The following is a 14,197-nucleotide window of genomic DNA, read 5'->3' as shown; positions in this document are numbered from 1 at the left end:
GAAGACCCCTTCGGACTCTGGCGTGACTGCCGAAGTTGTGTGGAGGCGTGGCGAACGACCACACCGAGGGGAAGTCGACCTAACCTAGTAGGCATGGCCAGATCCCATCTCACTCTAGCCGCGCTCGCCACTTCAGCCGTGCCCGGTCTCGACGTCGTCCAGGCCCGCAGCCACGGCTCCAGCGGGCGCTCGTCCGACGCGCACGGGGCGTACGATTCCGCCGTGCTCCTGGACCGCGACGGACGCTCCCTGATCATCCGGGTGCCGCTCTCCCAGGCCGCGGAGACCGAGCAGTCCGCCGACCTCGTGGCGCTCCGCGCCCTGACCGTCGGCAATCGCAGCCGGCTGCCGTTCGACGTTCCGCAGTTCGTCGGGCAGGCCCCGCTCAGCGGGACGCGCGCCGTCGTCTACGAGTTCCTGCCCGGCGACACCTTCGACGCGGATGCCCTCACCGGCCACGCCGGCGTCTCCGGGTCGATCGGCCGGGCCATCGCCGCCATCCACGGCCTGCCGACCGCGGTCGTGAGCGATGCCGGACTCACGCAACGCAGTGCCCAAGATTGCCGCACCGAGGTCATCGAGCTGATCGGCCGGACCGAGGCGACCGGGTACCTGCCTGCTGCCCTGCTCCGCCGCTGGGAGCTCGCGACCGACGACGACTCCCTCTGGCAGTTCCTGCCCTGTGTCATCCACGGTTCGCTGTCCGCGGAGTCCTTCCTGATCGGCGAGGATTCCGTGGCGGCCGTGCTCGGCTGGGCGGCGCTGAGCGTCGGCGATCCGGCCAGGGACCTGAACTGGCTGCTCGCCTCGCGCGGGGCGGCCGGCGAAGCGGCGATCGCGTCCTACGGCGGCGCGCGCCAGGGCAACGACCCGCGCATCACGCAGCGGGCGATGCTCTACGCCGAGCTCGAGCTCGCGCGCTGGCTGTTGCACGGCACGGACACCCGCAACCAGGGCATTGTCGATGACGCCGTCGCGATGCTCGACGGGCTGGTCGAGAACGTGCACCATGCGACCTCGCACCCGCTGTCCCCCAAGACCGGCCCGATCCTGAACGTGTCAGAGGTCGAGAGCCTGCTCGCCGAGACCCCGTACGCGGCGGTCAGGCGTGCGCCGGCCGCCGCGATGCACACGGATGCCTACACGCTGTCCGACTTCGAGACCGGCGAGTTCGCCGACGAAGCGGACACCACCGGCGCGATCGACGTCGTGGGCGACGGCACCGACACCGACACCGGCACCGGCGACGACTCGCGGGCCGACGTGCTGGACACCACGGCGGACCATGCCGCCACGAGGTCCGCCTCGGAGTAGAGCCGCTCGGGGGCGACCACGGTGTCGTCGGCGACGAAATAGAACACCGCGTCGACGTCGTCCGGGTCGATGCCCTTCCAGCTCGCGTACGCGAGCCGGTAGAGCGCGAGCTGGGTCTGCTTGAGTTCGAGGTCGGCCGCGTTCTTCGGCGCCCGGCCGGTCTTCCAGTCGACGACCTGGTAGCCGGTCTCCGTGCGGTACACCGCGTCGAGCTTGCAGATGAAGACCTGGCCGGCGAGCACGTAGTGGATCTCGATCTCGACCTCCTCCGGCTTGAGGCCGGCCCAGGGCGACCGTTCGAAGGTGGCCTGGAGGCGTTCGAGCCTGGGCCTGCTCGAGCGGCTGGTTCTGGTCGAGGTCGAGGTCGAAGGCATCGGCATCCGTGTCGGTGTCGGCTTCGAAGAGCCCGGCGTCGATCCGGTCGCCGCCAAGGTGGCCACCGGCCCGCTGCTCGACCCAGGAATGGAAGAGGGTGCCGAGCCGGGTGGCCCGGTACGGCCGCTCGGGCATCGGGCGGCGCACCTGCGCGGCGACCCCGGCGGGGTCGTCGACGTAGTCCTTGAACCGCGAGGCGGGGATGCGGGCGGGCAGCGGGGCGACTGCGCCTGCGCCCTGGCGGAGCGCGCGTTCCTCGAGCAGGAGGGTCACGACGTGGGACCAGCGCGTCTCCCGGGCCAGTGATTCCGGATCATTCGCCGCGCCGCGCACCCCGGCAGCGGCGGCTTCGACGACGACGGCCCGGCGAGTGCCGAGCGGATCGAAGGGCCAGGCCGGCGTGAGGCCGTCCTCCGGGGCGGGTTTCTCGGCGGTGGCGCTCTCCCCGGGCAGGGGCTCGATGAGGCCGGCCTCGGCGAGCTCGACGAGGTACCGGCTCGGGGCGCGCACGGTCGAGCCCGTTCCCCAGAACGAACCGGTCAGCAGGAGTTCGTGCCTGGCCCGGGTGGTGGCGACGTAGATCAGCCGGCGTTCCTCGTCGTCGTGCCGGTCGGCGAGCTCCGCCTTGTACGCCTGGAAGGCGAGGTCGTAGGACAGCTGGCTGTCGTGGCCCGTCCAGTCCAGCTGGGGCAGCTCGGCGTGGTCGCCGCGGAAGGGGTATGGCAGCTCGCCGAAACGGATCCAGCCGGTGACCTCCCGGGCGGGGGCCGGCAGGCTTTTGTCGGTGAGGTTCGGGATGGCGACGTAGTCCCACTCGAGGCCCTTGGCGCCGTGGATGGTGAGGAGTTGCACGGTGCCCTGTTCGGCCACCTCGGCGCGCGGCCCCATGTCGTCGGCGAGTTCGGCCCTGCCGAGCCAGCGCAGGAAGCTCGCGGCGGTGCCGAGCTCGTCGCTGGCGAGGAAGTCGGAGATGGTGTCGTGGAAGGCGTAGAGGTTCGCGAGGCCGAGGCTGTTGTTCTCGTTCGCGACGAGTTCGACGTCGAGAAGGAGCTCCTGTTCGACGAGGCGCACGAAGTCGAGCAACGGGAGACCGGCCCGCGACCGCAGCCAGGCCAGCAGCCTGCCCGCGGCGCGGAGCCGCTCCCGGCCGAGGTCGGTGAAGCCGGCGAGCTGGCCGTGGCCGGGCGGCGCCGCTGCGGCGAAGTCGAGGGCGTCGACGAGGGATGCCCCCTCGTCGTCGGCGACGGACGCCCTGAGCTTGTCGGTGAGTTCCCGGCTGACGGCCTTCTGGGCCCAGTCGTGGGCGGCGAGCCACCGCGAGACGGCCGCGAGGTGCTGCAGGTCGCGCGGCCCGACCTGGAATCGGGCGCCGCTCAGCAGCCGGACGAGTTCGCTTCCCGCGGAAGGATCGTGCACGACCCGGAGCACGCTCACGACGTCGGTGACCTCCGGGGTGGAGAGCAGACCGCCGAGGCCGAGGACGTGGGCCCTCACGCCGTTCGCGCGGAGGACCCCGGCGAAGAAGTCCATGTCGCGCCGGGCGCGGAAGAGGATGGCGCCGGACTTGTCGCTGCCGGCGCCGAGGCGTCCGGCGAACCAGCGGGCGACGGCCTGGGCCTCGTCGGTGGCCGTTTCGGCGAGGTGCGCGGTGACTGCGCCGGGGCGGGTGCCGTCCGGCACCTTGAGGGTCTCGACCTGGATGCCGTTCGTCCGGCGGCGCAGGGCCTCACTGAGCGGGGCGACGAGGGTGTTCGCCGCGTCGAGCACCGAGCGGGGGTTCCGCCAGGTGAAGGAGAGCGACATGGAGGGGGTGACCCGGTGCTCGGAGCGGGCGTCCGGGTCGAAGTCGTCGGAGAAGGCCAGCAGGTTTGCGGAGCTCGCACCGCGCCAGCCGTAGATGGACTGGTGCGGGTCACCGACGGCCATCACCGGATGCCGGGCGAAGAGAGTGTGCAGGAGCTCGGTCTGCAGCACGGAGGTGTCCTGGTATTCGTCGAGCAGCACGACCCGGTACTGGTCGCGGTACCCGGCGACCACCCGCGGAACCCGCTGGCTCACCTGCAGGGCGAGGGCGACCTGGTCGGAGAATTCGATCAGGCCGAGCCGGCGCTTCTCCCGGTCGTACTCGCCGGCGAGTTCGGCGAGCACGGGCAGCGGCCCGACCGCGGCGAGCGAGTCGACGACGGAGGAGTACGGGACCTTCTTGCGCGGGTTGCCGTATGGCAGGTCTTCGAGGTAGGCGAAGCCGGCGGCGAGGCCGGCAAGGTCGTGCACGCCGCCGCCGGGAGCTCCCGCCGGGCCGCCCGTCGTGAGGCCGGTCGTTGCCAGGCCGGTCGTGAGGGGAGGCGGGTTCTCGGCGAGCAGGCGGCTGAACCGGAGCACGGCATCCGTCACGGCGTCGAGGCTCTTTCCCCAGGGCACGAGCCTGCGGTCACCGTGCTCGATCACGACGCGGCGGGCGAGCAGCCAGGCGCTCGTCTCGGTGAGCAGCACGGACTCGGGTTCGCGGCCGAGGAGGAGGGCGTTGTCGGTGAAGAGTCGGCTCGCGAAGGAGTTGTACGTCGACACGGTCGGGGTGTTGAACAGGCCGGAGTCGACGAGTTCGCCGGTGGCCTCCGCGCCCGCGGCCGGGGTGGGTGCCGGAAGCAGTCCCTGGGCGTCGAGTTGGGCGATGCGGTCGCCGATGCGCTCGGCGAGTTCGCCGGCCGCCTTGCGGGTGAAGGTGAGCCCGAGGACCTGGTCGGGGCGGGCGAGGCCGTTGGCGAGCAGCCAGAGCACCCGGTTGGCCATGGTCTCCGTCTTGCCGCTGCCGGCTCCGGCCACGACGAGGGTCGGCGCGAGCGGGGCCTCGATCACCGCCTGCTGTTCGGGGGTGGGCGGGAACATGCCGAGCGTGCCGGCGATCTCGAGGGCGCTGACCGGGTTTTTCGGACGATTCGGGTCGTGCGGCACGGGTATTCCGTTCTGGCTCATGAGCTGACCTGCCCGATGATGTGGATGCGGCAGGCCCCGTGCGAGCGCGGGTCGAGGCAATGCGTCGCGAGCTCGGCGACGAAGGTCGCCCCTCCCATGAGCGCCGCGTCGGCGCCCACCCGGGTGCGGAAGGCGAGGAGCCTGTTCTTCGGTGAAGGTGGCCTGGGTGGGGTTGCGGTAATTCTGCTTGACGGTTCCGGAGGAGACGATCACGAGGCGGGCGCCCGCGAGGGGGTCCCGGCGGGGACGCCCTCGATCTGGCCCTCCTGGAAGGCGAGCTGGTAGGCGCCGAGTTGCGGGTGGTCTGCGACGCCCGCGTCGCTCACGGGGTCTCCGCGCCCGGTCTTCAGGTCCACGATGACGGCGCTGCCGTCTGCAAGGCGTTCGACCCGGTCGACGGTGCCGGTGAGCCAGGCGCCGTCGACGTCGAAGCCGAAGCTGCCCTCTGCGCTCAGGAGTTCGCCGCCGTTGTGTTCGAAGTCGAGCAGGTAGGAGGCGAGCCGGTCGGTGAGGTTTCGCGCGTCGGCGCGCTGTACTTCGGACTGCCACTCCGCGTCGAACCGGAGCTCTCCCCCCAACGTTCGTCGACCGCCTGCCACAGTGCATCCGGCTGGCGGTCGGTCGACTCCTCCATCACCGCGTGGATGATCGTGCCGAGGTTCGCCGCCGTATTGGAGCCTGCCGCCGCCGAGCCGGCCGATCGCCCAGTGCAGCGGGCAGGTCTCGACAGCGGCCATCTTCGACGGCGAGACCCGCACCGGGTCGTCTCCGGCAGCCGGGTCGTTGAGGGGCTGCACTGTGCTGGGACCGGCGAGGCCGTACCACTGGCCGGGGTCAGCACCGGGCACGGCTGCCGCGGCGAGCCTCGCGAGGGTCGCCGCGGCATCCGCTGCGCGCCCCGACCCGTCGGGGTGCCCGGACAGGGTGCCCGTCGCGACGCCCCTGGTGAGGTCGCGGCGCAACCGGCCGACGAGCCCGCGGAGCGACACCGGGTAGCGCCCGGCGGGGTCGGCGGCGTCCGCCCCCGCGGGCTCGGTGGGTCGCGGCAGCAGCTTGAGGAACACCGACGGCTCGTTCTCCTCGTTGTCGACGGCCGTGACGAGAAGTTCGCTGCGGGCCCGGCTCGCGGCCTGGGCGAACATGCGCAGTTCGTCGTGCAGAACCTCGGTGCGCGCGTCTCCGCCACGGGGGTCGCGCCCGGAGGCGAGCGCGGCGAGGTCGCCCGCACCGAGCAGCGAGCCGCGGATGCGCAGGTCGGGCCAGACGTTCTGCTGCACGTTGGCGATCACGACGAGGTCGAACTCGCGGCCGATCAACCCGTTCGGTGTCGACACGGTGACGGCGTCGCCGAGGGCGCGCGGGGCGAGGGTGTCCTCTGGGACGTCGGTGTCGACGAGGTGTTCGAGGAAGAGCACCGGCGGGGCCGCCGGCGTGCGTTCGACGTAGCGCTGCGCCGCGGAGAACAGGGCGACGACGGCGTCGAGGTTGTGGTTGGCCTCGTCGGCGATGATGCCGATCCCGGTGGACTGTTCGAGCCATTCCCTGGCGAGGCCGCTGCGCTGCCAGAGGCCCCAGAGCAGTTCTTCGATCGTGGCACCGGCCTCGTATTCGACGGATGCCGCGAGGAGGCTTTCCGCGCAACTCGCCGCGCGGCGGGCGGTGCGGTTGTCGATCGCGGACAACAGCGACGGCGTCGCGAACACGGCGGCGAGCAGCTCGTCGGCGGTGCGGGTGCGCCCGGCACCCGCGGTCGCGGGCGATGCCGGCCGGCCGGGTTCCTGCTCGCCGGGCCCGGGCTGGCCGGACTTTGGCTGACCGAGTTCCTGCTGGCCGAGCTCTTTCGGGCTCAGTTCCCGCTGGCCGGGCTCGTGCTGGCTCAGTTCCTGCTGGCCGAGCTCTTTCGGGCTCAGTTCCTGCTGGCCGGGCTCGTGCTGGCTCAGTTCCTGCTGGCCGGGCTCCTCCTGGCTCAGTTCCTGCTGGCGCAGAGCGGCACGCAGGCGGCGCAGGGTGATCGGGTCGAGGCCGCCGAGGGGGCCGCGCAGGAGTTCAGTCGCCGCTTCGGCGTCGAGCGGGCGGCGGCCGAGGGTGACGTCGAGGGCGAGGATGAATGCGCGCACGGCCCATTCGTCGCGGAGCGCCGTCTGGGCGGAGGGCACCTGGGTGGGCACTTCGAGGGCGGCGAGGCCGCGGGCGAGTGCCGGAATGGCGGAACCGCTCCGCGCGACCACGGCCATGCGGCCCCAGGGCACTCGGTCGAGCACGTGCCGTTCCCGCAGCCTCCCGGCGATGAGAGCGAGCTGGTCGGCGGGGCTCGCGGCGAGGAGGGTCTCGACGGAGGAGACGGATGCCTCGGTGCCGGCCGCGTCGGCGCCGGACTTCGCGGCGCCCGACGCTTCGGCTCCTGGGTCTGCGGTTCCTGAGTCTGCGGTTCCTGCGTCTGCGGCGCCGGACTCGACTGCGGGCTCGCCGTCACGGGGATCGACACTCGCGGCGCGGCGTTGGGTGCCCGCTGAGGCTGTCCCGATCCGGTGGGTGATCTCCCGCACGACGCCGCGGATGCCGGGGCCGTGCCGGTAGACCGTGTCGAGCACGAGGGTCGTGACGAATGGTGCGCCCGGCGCAAGGTAGGCGCCGAGCCTGCCGACGGCATCCGCGTGGGCGCCGTTGAAGGAGCCCGTTGTGATGTCGGGGTCGCCGGCGGCGACGATCGCGACGCCGCGCGCCGCGAACTGGGCGAGCAGGGTGAGGGTGGCCCGGTTCAGTTCCTGGGCGTCGTCGACGACGATGAGGCGAAGGCCGGCGAGGGTGCCCAGGGTCGCGGATCCCGCGGACCCCGGGGCGGCTGCGGCCACGACGGCCGCCGCGAAGCCCGCGAGTTCGGTGGAGTCGTACTGGCCGGGCCGGCTCTGGTCTTTGACCTCGTCGTAGCCGCGGATGAAGTGGGCAGCGGCGACCCATTCCGGGCGATCGTTCTCGGCGCCGAGTACGGCGAGGCGGGTCGGGGTGATCCCGTATTCGACGGCCCGCATCATCAGGTTGCGCAGCTCGGTGCGGAATCCGCGGAGCCGGCGCACGCCCGGATCGAGAGTGGACGGCCAGGCCGGGCCGGAGGAACCAGCCCCGCCGCCGGTGCGGTCGCGCCCGCCGTCGAAGGAACCTCCGGCATCGCGGTCGCGCGCGTCGAGGTCGCCGCCGTCGCCGACAGGCCCGCCGTCGTCGAGGGCGCCCTGCAGCAGTTCGGCGATGATCTGGTCCTGCTCGCCACCGGTCAGCAGCGTCGGTGTCGGACCGCCGGCCGCGGCCTCCGCGCCGCGCACGAGCTGGAACGCGATGGAGTTCGCCGTGCGGGCGAGCGGGCCGTTGGTCGGAACGCCGAGGCGAAGCGCGAGCCGGTCTCGCAGAACGGTGGCGCCCGCGCGCGTCGGCACGAGCAGGAGCACCTCCCCCGGTGCATAGCCACGCCCGAGGACGCGGTCGGCGAGGAGCTCGATCAGGGTCGTCGTCTTGCCGCTGCCCGGCGCGCCGATGATCGCGGCCGAGACCCCGTCTGCCAGGTCGAGGGCCGCCCGCTGGGAGTCGTCGAGGGGGAATGCCGGCGCGGAAACGTCGCGGTCGAGGGTCGGATTTCCGAGGCTGGTCACGTTTTCAAAGCTAGCGGGTTGCGCCGACAGTGAACGTTGTCCGGCTGCCCGCCCGTTCTGTCGTAATCTGGGCGCTTAGGCAACGAAAGGCGCATCTGGTGGATATCCGCATTGGCATCTTCAACTCTCCCCGTGAGATCAGCTTCGAGACGTCGCAGGCCGCGACCGACATCGAGGAAGCGGTAGCCGCCGCCCTCTCCGGTTCGACCGGGTACCTCAAGCTCGCCGACAGCAAGGGCCGGGTGTTCATCGTCCCGACGATCGGCCTCGCCTACGTCGAGCTGGGCTCCGAGGAGTCCCGTCGCGTCGGTTTCGTCGCCTAAACCCGACATGGAACTCCTCTTCGCCGCGCTCGGCGGGGCCGTCCTCGGCCTCGCGGCACGGTACGTGCTGCCGGGGCGCACGAATCACGGCGCCGTGCTGCTCCCCGCGATCGGCACGATCGTCGCCATGGTCGTCTGGGTGGCACTGACGTGGTTCGGCTGGGCGTGGAACGGTGGCTGGATCTGGTGGGCCACCCTCATCATCGCCGGCGGAGCATCCGTCGCTTCGGGCATGACCCTCGCGCGTTCACGCGTCGCCGGAGACTCCCGGATGCTGCACGAGCTGATGCGCACGGGTCACCCGGGCCGCGCCTAGCCTCACGCTCACCGAGCGCCGGTGTTCCGCCGGTGCGCGTGCGGTGCGCCACCCGCGCAGCACCCTCGCTCGAGCACGGGTCCACCTCCGCGTGCTCAGGCGGTGAGGCCGAGGCCGTCCATCCGCCGGGTGTGTGCGGCGATCAGTTCGGTGAAGACCGGCTCGATGCGCTCCTCGGCGGGACCGGCGACGGTGACGACACCGGTCTGGTCCGGCGTGCCGGCGAACGCGAGCGCGGAGCGGGCGACGAGCAGGGTGTCCCCCACGAGCCGACGGCCCCAGAGGGCCAGGTGCGAGGCGAGCGGCGCATCCGTTGCGATCGCTGCCGCGAGCTGGGAGGCGAGGATCTTGGCCCCGGCGTCCTCGCCGAGCAGGTGCGCGACCCGCGGACCCACCTCGCCGGGAAGCCCGTCGGCGAGCCGGATGAAGAAGTCGTCGAGCAGGCCACCGGCGAGGTAGCAGCTCAGCAGCAGCTCGGTCCAGTCCGCGCCCGTGATCTCGGCGCGGAACGCGTCGAGGGCCGGCACGAACGGCGCCATCACGTCGGCAGGTTCCGCTCCACGACGGCGGATCTCGGCGACGAGGCCCTGGTGCTTGGAGAGCGCGCGGCCGGCGGCGGTGCTGAGCGCCTGCTTGGCGGCGAGGTCCGGAGCAATCTGGACGGCGCGGGCGAGGCTCTCGAAGACGCCGAGCTCGAAGTACGCTGACTGGCCCAGGAACGGGAGAAGTTGCGGGGTGAGGTCCTTGATGTCCACTTTCGTGGTCGATGGACGTTCCCCCGGGTGGTGAGCCGGGGGATTATCTCGACGCGCTTGGAGCGCCCATCAAACCAGGAGAACACCAGCCCAGCTTAGGACAGAGCTGCGGCGTCCGCGCGGCCGGACACACGCCCGTCCGCGTGGCTTCGGCTGCTTCCCAGACACCGCCCGGTAAGGTGAGACCAGCCATCGGCATGGATCGGTGGCTGGTGCCCGAGGCAGAAGACGGGCGCATTTCCGTTTCCAGCTAATGACAGGCAAACTTTCGTGACTTTCTCCGAACTCAATATCGACCAGGACCTGGTTGACGCTCTCGCCAGTAAAGGCATCCTCGAGCCGTTCCCGATCCAGCTCCAGACCATCCCGCTCGCGATGAGCGGCCAGGACATCATCGGCCAGGCCAAGACCGGCACCGGCAAGACCCTCGGCTTCGGCCTCCCCCTCATCCAGCGCCTCGGCCTCGACCCCGAGCCCGGCGTGCAGGCGCTCGTGGTCGTCCCGACCCGCGAACTGTGCGTGCAGGTCAGCGAAGACCTCGAGATGGCGTCGCAGAACCGCAACACCAAGATCGTGTCCATCTACGGCGGCAAGGCGTACGAGGGCCAGATCGAGCAGCTCAAGGCCGGCGCCCAGATTGTCGTCGGCACCCCGGGCCGCCTGCTCGACCTCGCGAGCCAGCACCTGCTGAGCCTCTCCAATGTGCGCGAGATGGTCCTCGACGAGGCGGACAAGATGCTCGACCTCGGCTTCCTGTCCGACATCGAGCGGCTCTTCGCCCAGACGCCGTCGACCAGGCACACCATGCTCTTCTCCGCGACGATGCCCGGCCCGATCGTGGCCCTCGCCCGCCGCTTCATGAACCGGCCCATCCACATCCGTGCGCAGGAGCCCGACGAGGGTCTCATGCAGGCCAACATCCAGCACATCGTCTACCGTGCGCACAGCATGGACAAGGACGAGGTCATCGGCCGCATCCTGATGGCGGAGGGCCGCGGCAAGACCGTGATCTTCACCCGCACCAAGCGCGCGGCGGCCAAGCTCGTCGAAGAGCTCGGTGACCGCGGTTTCAACGCGACCGCCGTGCACGGCGACCTCAACCAGGACCAGCGCGAACGCGCCATGGCCTCATTCAAGGCCGGCAAGAAGGACATCCTGATCGCAACGGATGTCGCCGCTCGCGGAATCGACGTCGACGATGTCACCCACGTGATCAACCACACCATCCCCGAGGACGAGAAGGCGTACCTGCACCGCGTCGGGCGCACCGGCCGCGCGGGCAAGACCGGCATCGCGGTCACGTTCGTCGACTGGGACGACATGCACAAGTGGACGCTGATCAACACGGCGCTCGACTTCGGCGTTCCGGTCCCCGTCGAGACGTACTCCTCTTCACCGCACCTGTACTCCGACCTCAACATCCCGGTCGGTTCCAAGGGGCGCCTGCGCGTCTCCCCCGTGCGCGAGCACGCCGCGGGAACCGGACACTCGGACTCCGGCCGCTCCGGCGGCGCCGGGCGCACCGGTGGCGCCGGCCGCTCCGGCGGCTCGGGCCGCGGCGGCGACGGAGCTCGCTCCGATTCGGGCCGCACCGCAGACGCCGGCCGCTCGGGCGCCGCTCGCACCCGTACCCGCGTCAGCCAGTCCACCAACCCCGACGCCCCCGCCGTGACCCCGGCAGCCGGCACCCACGACGGTGGCGGAGCCCAGCACCACGACGGCAACAGCGCACCGCGCCGCCGCAGCCGTTCACGCCGCTCGGCCCCCGCGGCCGGCGGAGCCAACTAACCGCTCCGGCCTCCACCCTCTCCGCTGCCAGAACAGGGCGCGTCCGCTTCGGCGGCCGCGCCCTTCTGCGTGCGGCAACCGGCAACATCTGCGACACCTCACGGGGGGGCTAGGCGAAGATGGGCTCCGAGCCGGTCGCCTGCTTCAGGATGCGGTCGAGCACCTCTGGCGTCGTGGTGTTCTCCCCGAGGCGGTTCGGCTTGCCCTCGCCGTGGTAGTCGCTCGACCCCGTGACGACGAGCCCGTACTTGGTCGCGAGCGAATAGAGCCGCGCCTTCGCCGCCGTCTTGTTCTCGCGGTGCTCGAGTTCGAGACCGAACAGCCCGGCCTCGACGAGGCGGGCGAGCCTGGCCTCCGGGATGACGTCGCCCGCGCCGCGGGTCGCTGGGTGCGCGATGATGGGCACTCCCCCGCGGCGACGACGAGCCCGACGGCGCGCACCAGGTCTGGGGCGTAGTGCGGCTGATAGTAGCCGGACTCCCAGTGCAGGATGCCCGCGAAGGCCTCGCTCCTGGTCAGGGCGAAGCCGCGAGCGACCAGGGCGTCGGCGATGTGCGGGCGGCCCACCGTCGCATCCGGCGTGGTCTGGGCGAGAACGTCGTCCCAGGTCAGTGCGTAGTCCACGCCGATCCGCTCGACCATCTCCTCGGCGCGGACAAGTCGGGCCTGCCGCACCCGTGCAGTCTCCGCGACGATTCCGGCATCCGACGGGTCAAAAAGATATGCCAGCAAGTGCACGCTCGCGGAGGAGACCCGAGTACTGAATTCCATTCCGGGAATGAGCGTGATCCCGGCGCTGCGCGCCGCCTCCGCGGCCTCGTGCCAGCCCGCCGTGGAGTCGTGGTCAGTCAGCGCGACAGTGCCGAGACCAGCGGCCGCAGCGGCCCGCACCAGCTGGGAGGGGGTTTCCGTGCCGTCCGAAACGCTTGAGTGCGCGTGCAGGTCGATGGGACCCTGAAATTGCCGTTCGCCTGCCATGTCCCCATGCTAGTTGCGCCGTGAGCGCGAGCCGCCCGACCCCGCCCGACGGCTCTCGCCGAAGAACCAGCGGGCAATGGGACACGGGCAATGGGACAATGGGTCAATGGCCACTTCCACCGAAACCGCGCCCACCGTCACCGCCAAGCCCCGCCCGAACGAGAACCGTTCGACGACACCGGGGTCGGACGGCTTCAAGTCCTATATCTCGAGCGGCTGGGCCGAGCGCACAGACACGCTCCCACCGGCCCGCGAACAGGCGCCGTTCGCGGCGGCCCGACGCGCCCGCGTGTCGGCGATGTACCCGGGGCAGCGCCTGATCGTGCCGGCCGGGCGCCTCAAGCAGCGCTCGAACGATACCGACTACGCGTTCCGCGCCCACTCCGCCTTCTCGCACCTCACCGGCTGGGGCAGCGACTCCGAGCCAGGGGCCGTTCTCGTGCTCGAGCCGACGTCGACCGGGCACGACGCGACGCTGTACTTCCGTGAGCGCGCCGGACGCGACTCCGACGAGTTCTACGCCAACGCTGACATCGGCGAATTCTGGATCGGCCCGCGCCCCTCCATCGCCCAGGTGGCGAGCGACCTCGGCATCGATGTGCGCGGCATCGCCGACCTCGACTCCGTGCTCAGGGTCGTCGACACCGAGACGCTCGTCATCCGCGAGGCCGACCCGGCCTTCACCGTGGCCGTCGACGAAGGCCGCCTCCGTTTCGCCGCGGACAAGGTGCTCGGCGACAACGCCACGAACACCCCGTTCAGCCTCGAGGTCAACGGTGAGCACGAGGCGGACGACCGGTTCGCCCGCGACCTGTCCGAGCCTGCGCCTCGTGAAAGACTCCTACGAGATCGCCCAGATGCGCCTCGCAATCGCGGCCACCGGACGGGGCTTCGAGGACGTCATTCGCGACCTGCCCCGGTCGAGCTCCCACGAACGCGGGGAACGCCTCGTCGAAGGCGTCTTCAACACCCGCGCGCGTGTCGACGGCAACACCGTCGGCTACGACACGATCGCGGCCTCCGGCCCGCACGCGTGCATCCTGCACTGGACCCGCAACGACGGCCCGCTCAACCCCGGCGACCTGATCCTGCTCGACGCGGGCATCGAGGTCGACAGCTACTACACAGCCGACGTGACCCGCACCCTCCCCGTCGACGGTACCTTCTCCCCCGTGCAGCGCCGCGTGTACGAGGCTGTGCGTGAGGCAGCGGATGCCGCATTCGCCGTCGCAAAGCCGGGCGCGATCTTCCGCGAGGTGCACGCCGCCGCCATGGCGGTCATCGCCCGCCGGACCGCTGAGTGGGGCATGCTTCCCGTCACCGCGGAGGAGGCCCTCAAGCCGGAAAACGGGCAGCACCGCCGGTACATGGTGCACGGGACGAGCCATCACCTCGGCATCGACGTGCACGACTGCGCGCAGGCGCGGCGGGACATGTACCTCGACGGCGTGATCGAGCCCGGCATGATCTTCACGATCGAACCGGGCCTCTACTTCCAGCCGGACGACCTGACCGTGCCGTTCGAATTCCGCGGCATCGGTGTCCGCATCGAAGACGACGTGCTCATCACCGCGACGGGCGCCGAGAACCTGTCCGTCGGCATCCCCCGCACCGCGGACGACGTCGAGTCCTGGATCGCCGCTCTCACCGCCTGACCCGCCCGACTCACCGCGAAAGCGGGTGAATCGTCGTTCTGACGCAGTCAAACCGACGATTCACCCGCTTTCGCGAGCT

General features: G+C 71.1%; 6 protein-coding genes and 4 pseudogenes. 5 read left to right on the top strand and 5 right to left on the bottom strand.

Annotation, left to right across the window (positions count from 1 at the left end; translation table 11 throughout):
• Positions 1–93: 93 nt before the first annotated feature.
• Positions 94–1,314: a phosphotransferase gene (locus KIV56_RS16950; RefSeq protein ID WP_281534341.1), complete on the top strand. Its 1,221-nt coding sequence runs from the start codon at positions 94–96 to the stop codon at positions 1,312–1,314.
• 8 nt (positions 1,315–1,322) lie between these two features.
• On the opposite strand, the pseudogene KIV56_RS16945 reads toward KIV56_RS16950, so the two are convergent.
• The 3 genes and pseudogenes from KIV56_RS16945 to KIV56_RS16935 all read right to left on the bottom strand — a co-directional run.
• Positions 1,323–1,688, bottom strand: a pseudogene (locus tag KIV56_RS16945) (PD-(D/E)XK nuclease family protein); the annotation flags it as partial.
• A gap of 598 nt (positions 1,689–2,286) precedes the next feature.
• Positions 2,287–4,575 (bottom strand): annotated as a pseudogene (locus tag KIV56_RS16940) (ATP-dependent helicase); the annotation flags it as partial.
• A gap of 296 nt (positions 4,576–4,871) precedes the next feature.
• Positions 4,872–8,303 (bottom strand): PD-(D/E)XK nuclease family protein, encoded by a 3,432-nt coding sequence (locus KIV56_RS16935; RefSeq protein ID WP_281534340.1) that lies wholly within the window; start codon positions 8,301–8,303, stop codon positions 4,872–4,874.
• Between the two features lie 98 nt (positions 8,304–8,401).
• On the opposite strand from KIV56_RS16935, the gene KIV56_RS16930 reads away from it, so the two are divergent.
• A complete protein-coding gene (locus tag KIV56_RS16930) occupies positions 8,402–8,626 on the top strand; it encodes a DUF3107 domain-containing protein (protein WP_281534339.1) in 225 nt (74 codons plus the stop codon).
• Positions 8,627–8,633: 7 nt separating this feature from the next.
• Positions 8,634–8,942, top strand: a complete 309-nt coding sequence (locus KIV56_RS16925; protein WP_281534338.1) for a hypothetical protein — start codon at positions 8,634–8,636, stop codon at positions 8,940–8,942.
• A gap of 95 nt (positions 8,943–9,037) precedes the next feature.
• Here the strand turns inward: KIV56_RS16925 and KIV56_RS16920 are convergent, their stop codons facing one another.
• Entirely contained in the window at positions 9,038–9,697 is a 660-nt protein-coding gene (locus tag KIV56_RS16920; RefSeq protein WP_281534337.1) for a ferritin-like fold-containing protein, read from the bottom strand.
• 270 nt (positions 9,698–9,967) lie between these two features.
• On the opposite strand from KIV56_RS16920, the gene KIV56_RS16915 reads away from it, so the two are divergent.
• A complete protein-coding gene (locus KIV56_RS16915) occupies positions 9,968–11,485 on the top strand; it encodes a DEAD/DEAH box helicase (protein WP_281534336.1) in 1,518 nt (505 codons plus the stop codon).
• A gap of 109 nt (positions 11,486–11,594) precedes the next feature.
• Here the strand turns inward: KIV56_RS16915 and KIV56_RS16910 are convergent.
• A pseudogene (locus KIV56_RS16910) lies at positions 11,595–12,463 on the bottom strand (PHP domain-containing protein).
• A 106-nt stretch (positions 12,464–12,569) separates the two neighbouring features.
• On the opposite strand from KIV56_RS16910, the pseudogene KIV56_RS16905 reads away from it, so the two are divergent.
• A pseudogene (locus KIV56_RS16905) lies at positions 12,570–14,118 on the top strand (aminopeptidase P family protein).
• The last annotated feature ends 79 nt before the right edge of the window (positions 14,119–14,197 follow it).

It is taken from the genome of Cryobacterium breve (assembly GCF_027594785.1).
Taxonomy (GTDB): Bacteria; Actinomycetota; Actinomycetes; order Actinomycetales; family Microbacteriaceae; genus Cryobacterium; species Cryobacterium breve_A.
This window is presented reverse-complemented; position numbering and strand designations above follow the sequence as displayed.